Genomic DNA, 17,440 nt, shown 5'->3' on the forward strand with positions numbered 1-17,440 from the left:
GCCGCCTTCCGAAGGGTAGAGGGAAAGCGAGTCGATACCACGACCACTAGAGTGTGGAGTGGGAGCTTGGAACCTCTGAAAGGTTCCGACGAACGACTCGAGTGCCGGAGCTTAAGAGCGGCAGCAGGGTGCGGGACGATCGGCGTACCGGACCGGCGGCCGGAGAGTGTGAGGGAGTGCGATGTTCGAAAGGTTCACCGATCGCGCGCGGCGCGTCGTTGTCCTGGCTCAAGAAGAGGCCAGGATGCTCAACCACAACTACATCGGCACGGAGCACATCCTCCTCGGCCTCATCCACGAGGGTGAGGGTGTGGCGGCGAAGTCGCTCGAGTCGTTGGGTATCTCCCTCGAAGGTGTGCGCAGCCAGGTCGAAGAGATCATCGGCCAGGGTCAGCAGGCGCCCTCGGGGCACATTCCCTTCACTCCTCGTGCCAAGAAGGTCCTCGAGCTGAGCCTTCGCGAAGCGCTCCAGCTCGGACACAACTACATCGGTACCGAACACATCCTGCTCGGTCTCATCCGCGAGGGTGAGGGCGTGGCGGCGCAGGTGCTCGTCAAGCTCGGCGCCGACCTCAACCGGGTGCGTCAGCAGGTCATCCAGCTGCTGTCCGGTTACCAGGGCAAGGAGCCCGCAGAATCCGGCACGAGCCGTGGCGAGACCGGCACTCCGTCCACGTCGCTCGTCCTGGATCAGTTCGGCCGCAACCTCACGCAGGCAGCTCTCGAGGGCAAGCTCGATCCGGTCATCGGCCGGGCGAAGGAAATCGAGCGCGTCATGCAGGTGCTGTCGCGTCGTACGAAGAACAACCCGGTGCTCATCGGCGAGCCGGGTGTCGGTAAGACCGCCGTCGTCGAGGGTCTCGCGCAGGCCATCGTCAACGGTGAAGTCCCCGAGACCCTCAAGGACAAGCAGCTCTACACGCTCGACCTGGGTTCGCTCGTCGCCGGCAGCCGTTACCGCGGCGATTTCGAGGAACGCCTGAAGAAGGTCCTCAAGGAGATCAACAGCCGCGGCGACATCATCCTGTTCATCGACGAGCTGCACACGCTCGTCGGTGCCGGTGCTGCCGAGGGCGCGATCGACGCCGCATCGATCCTCAAGCCCAAGCTCGCCCGCGGTGAGCTGCAGACCATCGGTGCGACGACCCTCGACGAGTACCGCAAGTACATCGAGAAGGACGCCGCTCTCGAGCGCCGCTTCCAGCCGGTGCAGGTCGGGGAGCCGACGGTGGAGCACACCATCGAGATCCTGAAGGGTCTGCGCGACCGCTACGAGGCGCATCACCGTGTCTCGATCACCGACAAGGCGCTCGTCGCGTCGGCGACTCTCGCCGACCGCTACATCAACGACCGCTTCCTGCCGGACAAGGCGATCGACCTCATCGACGAGGCCGGTGCCCGCATGCGCATCCGTCGCATGACCGCGCCGCCGGACCTGCGCGAGTTCGACGACAAGATCGCCGATGCCCGTCGCGAGAAGGAATCGGCGATCGACGCGCAGGACTTCGAGAAGGCCGCGAGCCTGCGCGACAAGGAGAAGCAGCTCGTCGCGCAGCGTGCCGAGCGCGAGAAGCAGTGGCGTGCGGGCGATCTCGACGTCATCGCCGAGGTCGACGAGGAGCAGATCGCCGAGGTCCTCGCCAACTGGACCGGTATCCCGGTGTTCAAGCTCACCGAGGAGGAGACCACGCGTCTGCTCCGCATGGAGGACGAGCTGCACAAGCGGATCATCGGCCAGGAGGACGCCGTCAAGGCCGTCGCCAAGGCGATCCGTCGTACGCGTGCCGGCCTGAAGGACCCGAAGCGTCCGTCCGGTTCGTTCATCTTCGCCGGTCCGTCCGGTGTGGGTAAGACGGAGCTGTCCAAGGCCCTCGCGAACTTCCTGTTCGGCGAGGACGACGCGCTCATCCAGATCGACATGGGCGAGTTCCACGACCGCTTCACCGCGTCGCGCCTGTTCGGTGCACCTCCCGGCTACGTCGGATACGAAGAGGGCGGCCAGCTCACCGAGAAGGTGCGCCGCAAGCCGTTCTCCGTGGTTCTGTTCGACGAGATCGAGAAGGCCCACCAGGAGATCTACAACACCCTCCTGCAGGTCCTCGAGGACGGTCGCCTCACCGACGGTCAGGGACGCACGGTCGACTTCAAGAACACCGTGCTGATCTTCACGTCGAACCTCGGCACCGCCGACATCTCGAAGGCCGTCGGGCTCGGCTTCTCCGCCGGAACGGGCGAGCAGTCGAACTACGAGCGGATGAAGAACAAGGTCCACGACGAGCTGAAGAAGCACTTCCGGCCCGAGTTCCTCAACCGTATCGACGACATCATCGTCTTCCACCAGCTCACGCAGGAGCAGATCATCCAGATGGTCGACCTCATGGTCGGACGTGTGGAGACGCAGCTGAAGAACAAGGACATGGGTATCGAGCTCACCGAGAAGGCGAAGTCGCTGCTCGCCAAGCGCGGCTTCGACCCGGTGCTCGGCGCACGTCCGCTGCGTCGCACGATCCAGCGCGAGATCGAGGATCAGCTCTCCGAGAAGATCCTGTTCGGCGAGATCGGCGCAGGCCAGATCGTCCTCGTCGACGTCGAGGGCTGGGACGGCGAGGGTGCGGGCGAGAACGCGAAGTTCACGTTCACGCCGAGCGAGAAGCCGGCCGAGGTCCCGGACACCCCGGCGGTCGCGCTGGCGAAGTCCAGCGAGGGTGAGTCCGAAGCCGGATAACCGCTCGACGCGTGTGAATACAGGCACGTGTTGCAGCCTGTGAATGCAGGCACCTGCTGTACCGAGAGGGGCGGCACCCGAGAGGGTGTCGCCCCTCTCGTCGTCCGACGCACTTGACCTTCAGTCGGCTCGAGGTTGCACGGTGGGGTGGTGAACGGACGACGACCAGGAGGTATCGCGATGCGGCAAGTACTGCCCGATCTGTGGGAGACGCAGGAGGACAATCCGTTCCCGGGGCTGAGGACGCATGCCTATCTGTGGACCGGGACGAACAACGTGCTCTTCTACTCGGTCGCGGGTGAGGCCGATTTCGACGAACTGGACCGCCTCGGGGGGATCACCGACCAGTACCTGTCCCACCAGGACGAGGCCGGTCCGATGCTCGGCAGGATCGCCGAGCGCTTCGGGCCGAGACTCCACGTGGCAGCGGCGGAGGCCGACGTGGTCGGCCGGCACGCCCGCATCGACGTCCCGCTGACGGAACGTCATGTGGACGACAACGGGGTGGAGATCGTTCCGACACCCGGGCACACGGTGGGCAGCACCTGCTATCTGGTGCCCGGCGCGGACGGGACCCGCTACCTGTTCACCGGCGACACGCTGTATCGCGGTGCTTCGGGGACGTGGCGGGCCGGCTACATCGAGGGGATGAGCGACGCCCGTGTGCTCGCCGACAGTCTGCGCCTGCTGGCGAAGACGGAACCCGATGTGGTGGTCTCGAGTGCGTTCGCGGGGGAGGCGGGCGTGCATCGGATCGACGCCCGGGAGTGGCCCGCCCACGTCGACCAGGCTCTGAGCGGGTTGTCTGCCGCGGTGCAGGGCTGAGCAGAGATCTTCTTTCCGGCCGATCTGCCCTTCCGCGGGTCGCGGCCGACCTTGCTGTTAGGGACGTGCTTCGGATAGCAGGGTTCTGATGATCGGGTAGCGCGAGTATGAGCATCGGATAGCGGTGCCGGTCCTCGTGTGCTCGTGTCGGTTCTACGCGTGGCAACCAGGCTGCGCGTGGATCCGAACAGGAGGCACGGGTGACTGATTACCGATTGGTGATGTCGCTACTGCTGCAGGACAGGTCCTACCGGGACATCGAGGCGATCGCGGGTTGCTCGCATCGCACGGTCGCGAAGGCGAAGAAGGTCTGCCACGAGCACGGGTTGACCGCCACGAGCCAGGTCGAGGCGCTCAGCGTCGAGGAGATCGACGTCTTGTTCGCCGATGGGCGCAAGACGCCGTCGAAGGAGTTCGTCGCCTTCGACGTGGCGGCTGCCGTGAAGAAGCGCACGGGCAAGAAGAAGCTGCCGCTGCGGGTGCTGTGGGCCAACTACCTCGACACTGACGGCACGCCGGGGCAGCGGCACTACAGCTACCAGCGGTTCTGCCAGATCATCGGCGAGTACGTCGAGGTCAACGAGCTGACGATGCGGATCACGCACGTGCCCGGGCACACGATGCAGGTCGACTGGGCGGGCACGAAGATGGCCATCTTCGATCCCGTCACCGGCACCAAGACCACAGTGTCGGTGTTCGTGGCATCGCTGCCGTACTCGGGGATGGTCTTCGCCTGCGGCTGCCTGGACGAGAAGATGCCGAACTGGCTCGACGCGCACTTGCAGGCGTTCGAGTACTTCGGCGGCGCGGCGCAGGTGATCGTCCCGGACAACGCCTCGACGGCGTCGAACCAGATCGCCCGCGGTGACCGGGCCCGCGAGGTCAACCGTGAGTACCGTGACTTCCTCGAGTATCACCAGACCGCTGCCGTGCCCACTCGGCCGGTGCGCCCGACAGACAAGGGGCACGTCGAGGCTGGGGTGAAGGTGGTGACGAACTGGGTGATCGGACGGCTGGCCGATCGGCGGTTCGCTAGCCTGGATGATGCGAACGAGGCGATCGCCGCCGAGGTCGAGGCGATCAACGACCGGACCCCGTTCCGCGGCCAGAAGACCAGCCGCCGGGAGCTGTTCACCGAGCACGAGCAGTCGGAACTGTTCGACCTTCCCGAGGCCCGCTGGCAGCCAGTCATCTGGAAGAAGTCCAAGGTCAACAGGGATTACCACGTGGAGATCGCCACGGTGAAGTACTCGGTGCCCTACACCTTCGCTGGCCAGCACGTCGATGTGAAGATCACCGGCCCCACGCTCACTGTCATGGCTGGCGGGGAGGTCATCGCCTCCCACGCCGTCTCCGGTAGGCGGCACGCCTTCGTGACCGACCCTGACCATGTTCCCGCGCAGCATCTGCAGTCATCGGACCTGTGGTCGCGGGCGTATTTCGTGCGCCAGGCCCACAAGATCGGACCGCACACCGTGGCCGCGATCAGTGAGGTCCTGGATCGCCAGCGGATCGAGGCTCAGGGCTACCGCTCGTGCCAGAACATCCTCGCCCTGGCCCGCGGGGACAACAAGATGCTGCTCGAGCGGGCCTGCGGGCAGCTGGTCTCCGAGACCTCACGCCGGGCGATCAGCTACACCGCCGTCAAGCAGCAGCTGGCGGCCCTGAGGGCCCAGGCCGCCGCTCGACCCACCACCACGACCGCAGCGACGACGCCGGCGACCGCAACGCCTGTAGCGGTACCGCCGGATCGGCGAGATACCACCGGGGCGCATCTGGCCGGGCCGGAGCAGTTCAGCCTCGCCGTCCTCACCGGAGGCCCGAGCAGCGGCACCGCGGGGCGGGAGGAGCTGCAGTGACTGATCGTCATCTCACCGACGCCGACATGCCACTGTTCACCCAGTTGCGGATGACCGCGTTCGGCCAGACCGTCATCGACTTGGCCAACGATCCCGCCTGCGACGAGTGGACCTTCTCGGAGAAGATCTTCCACGCCCTGGACAAAGAGATCACGGCCAGGCAGGAACGCCGGACCCAGAAACTACTCAAGGCCTCCAGATCGCCAAACCCTGATGCTTGCGTAGAAGAGATCCGCTACCTGCCTGACCGCAACGTCAACCGCGAGCTAATCGCACGACTTTCCAGCTGTCAATGGATCGACGCCACCCGCAATCTCGTCGTGCTCGGCCAGTCCAGCGTGGGCAAGACCTACCTCGCCCAGGCGCTGCTCAATGCCGCGTGCCGAAAGTACTACACCGCGAGGTTCTTCCGGCTCGACGACCTGGCCAACCGGCTCGCCGTGCTGGAGCCGACCTCGCAGCGCAGGCTGGACTTCCTCACTGATCTGCACAACTGCGACCTGCTGGTTCTCGATGACTTCCTGACCACGCCGGTGGCTCCGCACACCGCGGCGGAGCTGCTCAACATCCTTGCCGCTCGGGAAGGGCGGGGCTCGACGCTGGTGACCTCGCAGTTCGATCCGCCAGATTGGTACAAGTCGCTCCAAGACGCGGTCATCGCCGAATCGATCCTCAACCGGATCGTCGCCGGCGCCGAGATCATCGCCCTCGACGGCCCGAACATGAGACGGCACCTCGCCACGGCAACGCCATAGCGGCCCAGCGGTCGGACGGGCAGATGCCGCTATCCGATGCCCGTCCGACCGCTACCCGATCATCAGAACCGCGCTTTCCGAAAGGCGTCCCAAACAACCTTGCCGCCTGCTTATCTGCCGATGGTCGGCATGTGCGCGGTGAGTGTCGACAGGGTGCTGGCGACGATCTCGGTGAGTTCGTCGGGACGGATGTCGAGCGTGCCGTCGAGCCAGCCGCGGACGAGCTCGACGGCGCCGGCCATGACGACCACTGCACGCAGTTCGGCCTGCCGGGAGTCGAGGCGGGTGCCCACCGCGTCGCTCTGCTTGGCGAGTTCGTCGGCGGCGGACCGGATGAACGCGCTCTTCCGCTCGGCGAGCGGGGGCGCGTCGGAGATGAGGAAGCGACCCTGCTGGGGGTTGCGTTCGACGGCGCCGACGATCGCTCCCACCGCGGCGCGTGCCTTGGCGTGCAGCTCGTCGGGGGCCGCCGCGATGGCGTCGACGGCGCGTTCGAGCAGGGTCGCGCCGAGCTCGTCGTAGGCGGTGGTGACGAGGTCGGTCATGTCGGTGAAGCTCTCGTAGAAGAAGCGGGGGCCGACTCCCGCGGTGGCCGCGACCTTCCGTACCGTCGTCGCCGACCAGCCCTCGTCGGCGACGACGTCGATCACCGCGTTCTGGAGACGCTTGCGGCGTTCGGCGCGCCGGTCGGCCGGGGCGACGCCGCGATACGCGCGGGTGGCTTCGGGCTCGGACACATCGTCGAGTGTGGCACAACACGACCAGACTTCCGGAATCGACCAATTCCGGAATTAAGTGTGTACTAATTGTGGAATCTTCGTCATGGTCGGTCCCCGAATCCGGACGAGGAGGAAACGTGACGATCGATGCATCGTCGACTGCCCACCTGCACGACCGAACCGATCGACTCGCACCGAAGCCGATCCTGTGAGCACCCTCATGGCGTTCACCACCGCCATCGCTTTCCCGGCCAGCTACCCTCTGCGTCTGATCTGGCTGGCGGTCTGGTCGGCGGTCGACCCCGACGACTCGTCCGCCGCTCTCACCGAGGCCGCGCTGTACCCGGTGTGGTTCGCGCGCAACCTCCTACGCGACCGCCTGAATGTCCTGGTGCCCGGAGGCGCCGGACGCGCCGCCCGGCGGGGTCACGCCGAGCGTATGCGGGAGATCGCAGAGGTGAAGCGGCGGCTCGAGGTGCGGCCTCACGAACGGGACGGAGCCGTGCAGTCGATCCGTGAGCGCGACCGCGAACTCAGGGCGCGATCGGCCTGATCCGGACATCAGGAACGCTCTGGCGCGAACGGCCCTCGCCAGCACGACGACTCTGCAAGTGTGGTTCGTGAAGCACTGTCTTCGTGAAGCACTGTCGCATGCAGTGCTGTCGCACCCAGAGAAGGAGAGGTCATGCCCACTCGTACCGCACGGACCGCATGGAACGGGGATCTGCAGAAGGGCTCCGGTCAGGTGGAGCTCACCAGCTCGGGCCGTGGCACGTTCGACGTGTCGTTCCCGAAACGCTCGGCGGAGAACGCGGACGGCACCACCAGCCCCGAGGAGCTCATCGCCGCCGCACACTCGTCGTGCTTCGCGATGCAGTTGTCCGCGCTGATCGCGGAGGCGGGCGGCACGCCGCAGAGCCTCGAGGTCACCGCCGACGTCTCGCTGGGGCCCGATCCGGCGGGCGGATTTCGACTCACCGGAATCCGGTTGAAGGTGCGGGGCGAGGTCGACGGCCTCGACGCCGACGGCTTCGTCAAGGCCGCGGAGGACGCGAAGGCCGGATGCCCTGTGAGCAAGGCACTCACCGGCGTCGAGATCTCCCTGGACGCCGCGCTCGAGAGCTGACGGGTTCGTGGACCGATCGGCCGGGAACAGAGCACGTCAGGGCCGGGTTGCAATCGAATATGAGCATGCCTGACGTACTTCTCCCCACCGCTCACATCGAGATCTGGTCCGACATCGCCTGCCCCTGGTGCTACATCGGCAAGCGGCGCTTCGCGGAGGCCCTCGAGTCCTTCGACGACCGCGACCGGATCGAGGTCACCTGGAGGTCGTACCAGCTCTCGCCCGACACGCCGGTCGGGCGACGGGTCCCCGAGGTGGAGGCGCTCGTCGCGATGAAGGGGATGCCGGCCGAGCAGGTCAGACAGATGTTCGCGCAGGTCTCGGACACCGCTGCCGACGTTGGACTCGAGATCGACTTCGACAACGTCGTCGCCGCCAACACCTTCGATGCGCACCGACTCGTGCATCTGGCGGGCGACAAGCGCGACGAGGTGCTCGAAGCGTTGTTCCGTGCGCATTTCGTCGACGGCGAGGTGATCGACGATGTGGATGTCCTCGTGAAGGTCGCCGCCGAGGTCGGGCTCGATCCGGAGTCGACGCGCGCGGCGCTCGACGGCGACGATCCCGCCGGTGAAGCGGCGGCCGACGCCGTGACCGCCGATCTCTTCGACGCGCGACGGATCGGCGTGCAGGGGGTGCCGTTCTTCGTGGCCAACCGCGCCGTCGCGGTGTCGGGTGCGCAGCCTGTGGACGTCTTCCGTCAGTTCCTGCGCAGGGCCGTCGACGATGTGACGGTCAAGCTGTGAGTGCCGCGAGATAACGTCGCGCGATCTGCTGCTGGAGCAGGTGCCCGACGGGACCGGCCAGCTTCGTGTACCAGCGGGCGGGGCGGGAGAACGCGAGCACCGTTCCCCGCACCCGTCCGTCCACGGTGCGCTCGACGACGAAGGTCTCCTCGCCGCTGGCGGGATGACCGGGGAGTGTGCCGTAGGTGAACCCGCGTATGTCCGGGGTGTCGACGATCTCGATCACGCGGCACCGCGCCGACGCGCGCACCGGTCCGAGACCGAAGCCGAGATCCACTTCGACGCCGGGTACTGCGAGGGGCGTGCCGGGCGGGATCCGTATGCCCGCGCCGCGGTGCATGTCCCACGAGAACAACTGGGCAGCGGCGACCTCGAACACGGTGTCGCCGCGGCCCAGTTCGCTCTCGACCCTCAGATGTCGATAACCGGAGGGGAGCGGTGCCTCGTCCCGGAAGGCACGCAGGCTCGCTCCCACCTCCGTATAGGTGAACTCACGCCCGGACCCGCCGGACGCGGACATCTCAGGACTTCTTGACGTCGAGGACGACCTCGAACTCGAGCAGCGATGCGCCGGTCGCGACGGGCTTCTTCGCCTCACCCGCGTGGGCAGCACGTGCGTCGCCGTCGCGCCACGCGGCGAAGTCCTCCTCGGACTCCCACTGAGTCACCACGAAGTACCGGTTCTCGCCCGCGGTGGGGCGGAGCAGCTGGAAGCCCAGGAAGCCGGGGGAGTTGTCGACGGTGTGCGCCCGATTGGCGAATCGCTTCTCCAGCTCGGGGCCGGCGCCTTCGGGAACTTCGATTGCGTTGATCTTCACGACTGCCATGCGCGAGAGCCTACTCCGCTAACTTGGTCGATTGTGTTGCACGACGAGGGCGGAACCGGACGACCCATCCTGCTGTTGCACGGTCTCATGGGCAGCGCCCGCACGTGGCGTCGTCACGTGCCGTGGCTGCGCGAACACGGACACGTGTACACCTTCGACGCCGCTGGTCACGGTCGTCCCGCTCCCGACGAACTCACCACCGAGGCGTTCGTCGCCGATCTCGAAACCCATCTCACCGGGATCACCGAACCGCTCGTCGTGATCGGGCATTCGATGGGTGCCCTGCACGCGTGGTGCTTCGCTGCGACCCATCCCGAGCGGGTCACCGCGCTGGTGCTCGAGGACATGGCGCCCGACTTCCGGGGACGCACGGCCGCGAACTGGGCGGCGATGATCGCGCAGTGGCCGCAACCGTTCCCCACCGGGGATGCGGTGTTCGACTTCTTCGGGCCCGTCGCGGGTCGCTACTTCCTCGACTCGTTCGTCCGCCGCGATGACGGCTGGTATCTGCACGGCGAGGTCGAGACCTTCCGCGACATCTCGGAAGAGTGGGGGTCGCGGCACTTCTGGGACGAGTGGAACTCGATCCGCGTGCCCGCGCTGCTGCTCGAAGGCGAGTTCACCATCACCCCCGAGGGGCAGATGCGGCGGATGGTGACGCGACCCGGCACCGACCACGTCCTCGTCGACGGCGCCGGGCATCTCGTGCACGACGACCGGCCCGACGAGTTCCGCACCGCAGTGGAACACTTCCTCACCGCGCACGCACTGTCGGCGAGCCGACTCGAGTAGCACTGTCGGCGAGCCGACTCGAGTAGCACTGTCGGTAAGCCGGATCTAGGAGGTCGATCCCTCGCCGGCGAGCGCGAAACGGCCGTCGTCGGTCTGCTCGACGAGACCGTCCACGAGCAGTGAGTGCAGGGCGCGGTCGCGCTGGCCCGGATCCGTGGTCCACACGCTGTCGAGGACGGGACGCTCCACCGGGACGCTGCTCTCGCGCAGCACCGCCATCAACCGGCCGCGCACCTGCCGGTCGGTGCCGGCGAACTTCTGCACCTTCCGGGGTGGTCCGTCGTGGGCGGGCCGCCCGGCCTGTACCCATGCGCACTCGGGCAGCGGGCAGCGTCCGCAGTCGGGCGTGCGAGCGGTGCACACGGTCGCACCGAGTTCCATCAGCGCCGCGGAGAAGGTCGCCGCACGTGAACGCTGACGCGGAAGGATAGCCTCGACGTCGGCGAGATCCCTTGTGGTCGAAGGGTTTCCTGGCTCCGCCCGACCGTGGACGGCGCGGGCGACGACACGACGCACGTTCGTGTCCACCACCGGCACACGCTGCCCGTATGCGAAGCACGCCACGGCGCGGGCGGTGTAAGCGCCGACGCCGGGCAGGGTCAGCAGGACGTCGACGTCCTCGGGAACCCGGTCGTCGTGCTCGGCGGCGAGTACGCCGGCGCACTCGTGCAGGCGCAGCGCGCGGCGCGGATAGCCGAGCTTGCCCCACGCCCGCAGCACCTCGGCCTGGCTCGAGGCGGCCATCGCGGACGGCACGGGCCAGCGCCGCACCCACTCCTCCCAGATCGGAGCGACCCGGGCGACCGGCGTCTGCTGCAGCATGACCTCGGACATGAGGATCTGCCAGCCCGTCACCCCGTCGCGGCGCCACGGCAGGTCGCGCGCCTGCGCGGCATACCAGCGCAGCAACGACGGTGCGTCCACGGACATCTCGGGTCTCCTCCGGTCACGGGGTCGGGTGTGGGGATCCGCTGAGGAGATGTCGAACGAAATCGGACATGTGCGCAGGTGAATAATGTACGCATGCCGAACTCCAATCCCATCTCCGCCTGGAAAGCCCTGACCGAGGGTAATCATCGTTTCGTCAGCGACACGCCGCTGCACCCGAGCCAGGGAATCGATCGTCGCGCCGAACTCGTCAACGGCCAGCACCCCACCGCCGTGCTGTTCGGCTGCGGAGACTCCCGCGTCGCCGCAGAGATCATCTTCGACCAGGGGCTCGGCGACATGTTCGTGGTCCGTACCGCGGGTCACGTCATCGACAGTTCCGTCCTCGGTTCCATCGAGTACGCAGTCGACATCCTCAACGTTCCGCTCATCGTCATCCTCGGTCACGACAGCTGTGGTGCCGTGGCGGCGACCATCGATGCCCTCGACAAGGGCACGGTGCCGGGCGGCCACATCCGCAGCCTCGTCGAGCGTGTCGCTCCCTCGATCCTGATGGGCAGGGCCGAGGGTCTGTCCACCGTCGACGAACTCGAGGGGCGCCACGTCGTCGAGACGGGCAAGCTGCTCACGGATCGTTCGCGGATCATCGCCGACCGCATCGCCGACGGCCGCTGCGCCATCGTGGGCGTCACCTACAAGCTCGAGGACGGCAAGGTGAGTCTGCGGGGCCACTTCGGAGACATCGGCGAGGTCTCCGACAACTGAAGACGGGTGCACCTGCGGTCACAACGATGTGACTGCAGGTCACAGCGACACGCCGACGGCGGTGTAGCCGTGCGCAGCCTGTGGCACATACCGTGGGGGGCGTGCTTGAACCGACCGGTCCTCTGCCCCCCGAGATCTACTGGCGACGACGCATTCTCGCGATCGGAGTCTCGGTGGTCGTGCTGGCTCTGGTCATCTGGCTCGTAGTGGCGCTGACCGGCGGCGACGACCCCGATCAGAATCCCGAACCCGCAGCAGCGGAGGTGACGACCTCCGCCACCACGACGGCGGCCGATGCGTCCGCCGACGCGGCGTCCGCGAGCACCACCCGGAGCGGTGGATCCTCGGGTTCGTCCGGGACGCGTAGTGCAGGGGATTCGGCCTCGGAGGACGCGGACGACGAGGACAACACGTCCACGTCCGCCACCACCTCCGCTGCTCCGGTTCCGCCGGGGCAGTGCTCCGATCAGTCGCTCGCCGTGCGGGTGACGGCGGACGAGCCGAACTACAGGGTCGGTTCCGAACCCGATTTCACGATCGTCATCACCAACATCGGCACGTCGCAGTGCGAACGCGACCTCGGTGCGGGCCTTCAGCAGGTGCTCGTCTACAGCCTCGACGGCAACGAGCGACTCTGGGCGAACACCGACTGCTTCCCCGAATCGACCGCCGACATCCGGTCGCTCGCTCCGGGCGACCAGGCCGCCTATTCCGTCAAGTGGTCGGCGACGACCTCCGAGCCCGGCTGCCAGGCGCCGCGCGAACCGGTCGGTCCCGGCGCGTACACCGTGGTCGGGCAGCTCGGCGGCCTGCGCAGCGCGCCCGAGCCGTTCAACATCACGCCCTGACCTGCTGCTCGTCCGGTAGTTGTTCAGTCGTAGTGGTTGATCGCGGCTTCGGCGAGCCGCGACAGTCCCTCGCGGATGTACCGGGCCCACAGGGCGCCGACCCCGTCGACCGCCTGCAGATCGGCAGCGGTGGCCGCGAGCAGGCCCTGCAGTGTGCCGAACGCACCTACGAGCCGGTTGATCTGCCGGGCCTGCAGGCGCGGCACCCGATGGAGCACGCGATAACCGCGGGGACTCATCGAGGTGTCGAGGGCCTCGATGGTGCCCGAATAGCCGAAGGCGCGGGCGAGGCTCGTCAGGTCGAGCAGGTCGACGTCGGTCAGGTGTGCGAGACGCTCGAGCGCCTGCTCGACCTCCTGCTGGGTGGGGACGTGCTCGCCCGCAAGATAGTCCCGCACGATGAGCTGCCGGGCGAGCTGGTTGTCGCCGACGAGTTCTTCGAGCTGGAGGGCCAGCTGGCGACCGTCGGTCCCGAGTTCGAGCACGTCCTGCTCGATCTCCACGGACAGGCGGTGCATCATCTCGAGCCGCTGCGCCACGGTGAGCGCGTCGCGCAGCGTGACGATGTCCTCGATCTCGACCACGGACAACTGCCGGGTCACCTCGTCGAGTCGGGCCTTGTAGCGCTCGAGTGTCGCGACGGCCTGGTTGGCCCGGGACAGGATGGTCGCGGAGTCGTTGATGACGTGGCGGCGACCGTCGACGTACACGCTGACGATGCTCATCGACTGGCTGACCGAAACCACCGGATATCCGGTCTGGATTGCGGTGCGTTCCGCGGCGCGGTGCCGGGTGCCGGACTCCACGGTGGGGATGCTCGGATCGGGCACGAGTTGCACGTTGGCACGCACGATGCGCGAACCGTCGGTGGACACGACCACGGCGCCGTCCATCTTCGACAGCTCCCGAAGTCGGGTGGGGGCGAACTCGACGTCGAGTTCGAAACCGCCGTCGCACAGCTCGGCGACCTTGTCGTCGAAACCGAGGACGATCAGGCCGCCCGTGCGGCCGCGGAGGATGCGTTCGAGACCGTCGCGTAGCGCGGTGCCGGGCGCCAGACGAGCGATGGTGTCGCTCAGCGTCGATGCCGGCGCCGACTCGGTCATCTGGACTTCCTTCCCCTGTGCGGTCTGCGGTCGTCGTCACAATGCGCGGACTCGTGGATCGGCGCCCCGACCGCGCAACTACATTACTTGCTTATGCGCAGCACCTGGACTTTGCCCGACGACCTCGTCGTTCCCGATCTGCCGGAAGATCATCCCGGCCCGGGTGCGCCGGTACCGCAGCATTGGAACAAGTGCTTCGGGTGTGGTGACGACCAGCCCTCCGGCCTCGCGATGGAGTTCACGATCGGCGAGGGCCTCGAGGTGCTCGGCCGTCTCGACGTCGCCACGCGCTACCAGGGCGGACCGGGATTCATCCACGGCGGCATCCTCATGACGGCCTTCGACGAGGTCCAGGGAATGGCGTGCAACGCCGCCCTGCGGACCGCCGTCGTCACCGGGCACTTCGAGACGGACTTCGCCCGTCCCATCCCCCTGGGCTCGGTGCTCGAGTTCCGCGCCCGCGTCGACGGCTTGGTGCGGCGCAAGGTCTACACCAGTGCGGAGGCGCGCATCGTCGCCGGTCCGCCGGCCGATCCGGACGTCGTGGTGGCGTCGTCGGTCGGGTTGTTCGTCGTCGTCGGGCACGAGCACTTCGCGAAGGGCCGCGACTACGCCGACGGCATCCCGCAGAGTGAACACGACATCTCCGCCGTCTGACATCTCCGCCCTCCGGGTTATCGCGTTCAGGTCTCCGGTCCGTCGGGGAGCAGCGGAACACCCGGCCGGTGGTCGCGTCCGAGCAACGCCGCGGAAGTGACCGCGCCCGCGCCGTAGCGGGAGTGCAGATCGTCCAGGACGGCATCGAGGGCATGCCGGTCGACGGCGCGGTGCTGCGTTCGCGTGTCTGCAGTACTGTCCCCGGCGGCCTCGACCGGCTCGTCGAACGGCAGCTCGAGTTGCTCGACGCCTTCACCGACGAGATTCGTCACCGCGATCCCGATGAGCGTGAGACCGCGCTCGGCGATGAGCGGTCGGGTCTGCTCGAGCAGGTCGTGCGCCGCCGCCGACAGCAGATCGGTGCGTGCGGTGGCCCCGGGCAGCGTGTGAGAGCGTGTCGCGCGGGTGTAGTCGGCGAAGCGCATCCGCAGGACCACCGTGCGGCCGAGGCGTCCGGCCCGGCGCATCCGCCGGCCCACGCGGTCGACGAGCAGTTGCAGCGTCTCGCCGACCGACTCGAGGCTGTGGGGTCCGCGGCCGAGCGCGTGCTGCGCGCCCATCGAACTGCGCCGCCGATGCCGGACCGGACGCGGATCGTGACCGATCGCGAGCGCGTGCAGGTGGCGTCCCGCCGTGCGTCCGAGCAGCGAGACGAGATCGGACTCGGAGTGGGCGGCGACATCGGCCACGGTCCGCAGACCGTGCGCGTGCAACTTCGCCGCCGTCACCTTGCCGACGCCCCACAACCGCTCCACCGGCAACGGATGGAGGAACTCGAGTTCGGCGTGCGGAGGGACGAGGAGCAGTCCGTCGGGCTTGGCCACCCCGCTCGCGACCTTGGCGAGGAACTTGGTGCGCGCGACACCGACGGTGATCGGCAGCCCCACCTCCTCGGCGACCGTGCGGCGCAGGCGTGCGGCGATGTCGACGGGTCTGCCTGCGATGCGCCCGAGACCGGAGACGTCGAGGAACGCCTCGTCGATGGAGATCCCCTCCACGATCGGTGTGGTGCGATCGAAGATCGCGAAGACGTCGCGCGAGGCCTGCGCATAGGCCTCCATGCGGGGAGGCACCGAGATCAGTCCCGGGCACAGGGCGCGGGCGGCTCGGCCCGACATCGCGGTGACGATGCCGTGAGCCTTGGCCTCATAGCTCGCCGCGAGTACGACGCCCCCGCCCACGACGATCGGTTTGGCGCGCAGCCACGGATCGTCGCGCTGCTCCACCGACGCGTAGAACGCGTCGAGATCGGCATGCAGCACCGTCGCATCGGACACGAACACATGTTCGCACCGGCCGCCGACACCTCGGCAGATCGGCGCTGCCGACATGTCCGCAGGTCAGCGTGTGAGGGTCGACAGTGCCTGCGCCACGTTGGACACCTCGAACTTCTTCATGCCCTTCGGGACACCCTCGACATCGCGCGGAACCACCCCGCGGTCGAAGCCGAGCCGGTTCGCCTCCGCGAGTCGGCGACCCGCACCGACGACACGACGGACCTCCCCGGCGAGACCGACCTCGCCGAGCAGCACGGTGCCGGCCGGGACGGGCTGGTCGCGTACGGCTGAGGCGACGGCGAGTGCGAGCGCGAGGTCGGCGGACGGATCGGTGATCCGCATACCGCCGACGGTGGAGGCGTAGACGTCGCAGTTACCGAGCCGGCCGAGCCCGCAGCGACGCTCGAGCACCGCGAGCACCATCGCCACCCGCGCCGAGTCGAGACCGCTCACGGCGCGTCGCGGTGAAGGATTGTGCGTGGGCACCACGAGCGCCTGGACCTCACCGAGGAGCGGGCGTTTGCCGTCCATCGTGACCGTGACGGCAGTGCCGGGCACGGCCTCGTCGCGGTGCTGCAGGAACAATCCCGACGGGTCGCTGACGCCGACGATCCCGTCCTCGGCAAGTTCGAAGCAGCCCACCTCGTCGGCGGCTCCGAACCGGTTCTTCACCCCGCGCACCATGCGCAGCGTGGAGTGCTTGTCGCCTTCGAAGTGCAGCACCACGTCGACGAGGTGCTCGAGGGAACGCGGACCGGCGACCGCGCCGTCCTTGGTGACGTGGCCGATGAGCAGCACCGGGATGCCGCTGGACTTCGCGAGGGAGGTCAGGGCGCTGGTGACTGCGCGGACCTGCGTGACACCGCCGGTCACGCCGTCGACGTCGGCGGCGAGCATCGTCTGGACGGAGTCGACGACCAGCAGCGTGGGCTTGACCTGCTCCACGTGCCCGAAGATCGTCGCGAGGTCGTTCTCGGCGGCAAGATAGACCCGGTCGTGCACGGCGCCGGTGCGGTCGGCGCGCAGGCGCACCTGACCGGCCGACTCCTCGCCGGTGACGTAGAGCGCGCGATCGGCTTCGCCGCGCAACGCCCAGCGGTGCACCACCTCGAGGAGCAGCGTGGACTTGCCGACACCGGGTTCGCCGGCGAGCAGGACGACCGAACCGGGTACGACACCGCCGCCGAGGACGCGGTCGAGCTCGGGGATGCCCGTGGGCTTCGCGTGGGTGGCCTTGCCGTCGATCTGCGACAGCGGGGTGGCCGGGGTGCTCGGCAGCACGGCGGCGGCACCGGCGCGGGCGAGCGAGGTACCCGACCGCGAGGCGACCGCGACCGGTTGGACGGGTGCTTCGTCCATCGACCCCCACGTTCCGCATTCGGGACAGCGCCCGACCCACTTCGCGACGGTGTGCGAGCAGTCGGAACAGCGGTAGAGGGTCTTGGTCTTTGCCACGGCCGGAGGATAGTCGGTCGCACCGACACCGGAGCGGATGCGAGGAGGGCCCGGCCGAGCTGTGCTCGAC

At 67.8% G+C, this 17,440-nt stretch carries 18 protein-coding genes; 11 read left to right on the forward strand and 7 right to left on the reverse strand.

Translation table 11 applies throughout. The features are described from left to right. The first annotated feature begins 181 nt into the window (after positions 1 to 181). The 4 genes from KXC42_RS02195 (at position 182) to KXC42_RS02210 (ending at position 6,164) form a co-directional block, all read left to right on the forward strand. Complete coding sequence (locus KXC42_RS02195; protein WP_219129870.1) at positions 182 to 2,725, forward strand: ATP-dependent Clp protease ATP-binding subunit; 2,544 nt, start codon at positions 182 to 184, stop codon at positions 2,723 to 2,725. Between the two features lie 180 nt (positions 2,726 to 2,905). Further along, complete coding sequence (locus tag KXC42_RS02200) at positions 2,906 to 3,550, forward strand: MBL fold metallo-hydrolase (protein WP_219129871.1); 645 nt, start codon at positions 2,906 to 2,908, stop codon at positions 3,548 to 3,550. A 200-nt stretch (positions 3,551 to 3,750) separates the two neighbouring features. Further along, on the forward strand, positions 3,751 to 5,409 hold the full coding sequence (istA, locus tag KXC42_RS02205) for an IS21 family transposase (protein WP_257605819.1): 1,659 nt from the start codon (positions 3,751 to 3,753) through the stop codon (positions 5,407 to 5,409). Then, on the forward strand, positions 5,406 to 6,164 hold the full coding sequence (locus tag KXC42_RS02210) for an ATP-binding protein (RefSeq protein ID WP_007633699.1): 759 nt from the start codon (positions 5,406 to 5,408) through the stop codon (positions 6,162 to 6,164). The genes istA and KXC42_RS02210 overlap by 4 nt, the downstream gene beginning before the upstream one ends. A gap of 110 nt (positions 6,165 to 6,274) precedes the next feature. On the opposite strand, the gene KXC42_RS02215 is transcribed toward KXC42_RS02210, so the two are convergent. After that, positions 6,275 to 6,901 (reverse strand): TetR/AcrR family transcriptional regulator, encoded by a 627-nt coding sequence (locus KXC42_RS02215; RefSeq protein ID WP_024102849.1) that lies wholly within the window; start codon positions 6,899 to 6,901, stop codon positions 6,275 to 6,277. 190 nt (positions 6,902 to 7,091) lie between these two features. On the opposite strand from KXC42_RS02215, the gene KXC42_RS02220 reads away from it, so the two are divergent. The 3 genes from KXC42_RS02220 (at position 7,092) to KXC42_RS02230 (ending at position 8,755) form a co-directional block, all read left to right on the forward strand. Next, positions 7,092 to 7,436 (forward strand): hypothetical protein, encoded by a 345-nt coding sequence (locus KXC42_RS02220; protein WP_219129872.1) that lies wholly within the window; start codon positions 7,092 to 7,094, stop codon positions 7,434 to 7,436. A 132-nt stretch (positions 7,437 to 7,568) separates the two neighbouring features. Further along, on the forward strand, positions 7,569 to 8,009 hold the full coding sequence (locus KXC42_RS02225) for an OsmC family protein (protein WP_006550498.1): 441 nt from the start codon (positions 7,569 to 7,571) through the stop codon (positions 8,007 to 8,009). Positions 8,010 to 8,068: 59 nt separating this feature from the next. Further along, positions 8,069 to 8,755 carry a DsbA family protein gene (locus tag KXC42_RS02230; protein WP_024102852.1) on the forward strand — a complete coding sequence of 229 codons (687 nt, stop codon included), beginning with the start codon at positions 8,069 to 8,071 and terminating at the stop codon, positions 8,753 to 8,755. On the opposite strand, the gene KXC42_RS02235 is transcribed toward KXC42_RS02230, so the two are convergent. Together KXC42_RS02235 and KXC42_RS02240 are read right to left on the reverse strand one after the other, a co-directional pair. Next, complete coding sequence (locus KXC42_RS02235; protein WP_219129873.1) at positions 8,745 to 9,275, reverse strand: DUF1990 family protein; 531 nt, start codon at positions 9,273 to 9,275, stop codon at positions 8,745 to 8,747. The two genes, KXC42_RS02230 and KXC42_RS02235, sit on opposite strands and share 11 nt — an antisense overlap. Position 9,276: 1 nt before the next feature. Further along, entirely contained in the window at positions 9,277 to 9,582 is a 306-nt protein-coding gene (locus KXC42_RS02240) for an antibiotic biosynthesis monooxygenase (protein ID WP_006550495.1), read from the reverse strand. A gap of 33 nt (positions 9,583 to 9,615) precedes the next feature. Here KXC42_RS02240 and KXC42_RS02245 point away from each other — a divergent pair, with 33 nt between their 5' ends. Continuing rightward, positions 9,616 to 10,374: an alpha/beta fold hydrolase gene (locus KXC42_RS02245; protein WP_006550494.1), complete on the forward strand. Its 759-nt coding sequence runs from the start codon at positions 9,616 to 9,618 to the stop codon at positions 10,372 to 10,374. 45 nt (positions 10,375 to 10,419) lie between these two features. On the opposite strand, the gene KXC42_RS02250 is transcribed toward KXC42_RS02245, so the two are convergent. Next, on the reverse strand, positions 10,420 to 11,304 hold the full coding sequence (locus KXC42_RS02250) for an A/G-specific adenine glycosylase (protein WP_019290185.1): 885 nt from the start codon (positions 11,302 to 11,304) through the stop codon (positions 10,420 to 10,422). Between the two features lie 93 nt (positions 11,305 to 11,397). Here KXC42_RS02250 and KXC42_RS02255 point away from each other — a divergent pair, with 93 nt between their 5' ends. Then, positions 11,398 to 12,027, forward strand: coding sequence for a carbonic anhydrase (locus KXC42_RS02255; protein WP_019290184.1), 630 nt, complete (start codon positions 11,398 to 11,400; stop codon positions 12,025 to 12,027). Between the two features lie 101 nt (positions 12,028 to 12,128). Then, complete coding sequence (locus KXC42_RS02260) at positions 12,129 to 12,875, forward strand: hypothetical protein (RefSeq protein ID WP_006550491.1); 747 nt, start codon at positions 12,129 to 12,131, stop codon at positions 12,873 to 12,875. A 23-nt stretch (positions 12,876 to 12,898) separates the two neighbouring features. Here the strand turns inward: KXC42_RS02260 and disA are convergent, their stop codons facing one another. Further along, on the reverse strand, positions 12,899 to 13,981 hold the full coding sequence (gene disA, locus KXC42_RS02265) for a DNA integrity scanning diadenylate cyclase DisA (RefSeq protein ID WP_006550490.1): 1,083 nt from the start codon (positions 13,979 to 13,981) through the stop codon (positions 12,899 to 12,901). A gap of 93 nt (positions 13,982 to 14,074) precedes the next feature. Between disA and KXC42_RS02270 the strand changes: the two genes are divergently transcribed. Then, positions 14,075 to 14,638, forward strand: coding sequence for a PaaI family thioesterase (locus KXC42_RS02270; protein ID WP_006550489.1), 564 nt, complete (start codon positions 14,075 to 14,077; stop codon positions 14,636 to 14,638). A 26-nt stretch (positions 14,639 to 14,664) separates the two neighbouring features. Here KXC42_RS02270 and dinB read toward each other — a convergent pair whose 3' ends face one another. Together dinB and radA are read right to left on the reverse strand one after the other, a co-directional pair. After that, the gene (gene dinB, locus KXC42_RS02275; RefSeq protein WP_019290182.1) at positions 14,665 to 15,921 is read right to left on the reverse strand and encodes a DNA polymerase IV; all 1,257 of its coding nucleotides are present in this window, start codon (positions 15,919 to 15,921) and stop codon (positions 14,665 to 14,667) included. Positions 15,922 to 15,978: 57 nt separating this feature from the next. Beyond that, a complete protein-coding gene (gene radA, locus KXC42_RS02280; RefSeq protein ID WP_006550487.1) occupies positions 15,979 to 17,370 on the reverse strand; it encodes a DNA repair protein RadA in 1,392 nt (463 codons plus the stop codon). Positions 17,371 to 17,440: the final 70 nt, after the last annotated feature.

The sequence above is a fragment of the Rhodococcus sp. LW-XY12 genome, from assembly GCF_019317345.1.
Lineage (GTDB): Bacteria > Actinomycetota > Actinomycetes > Mycobacteriales > Mycobacteriaceae > Rhodococcus > Rhodococcus pyridinivorans.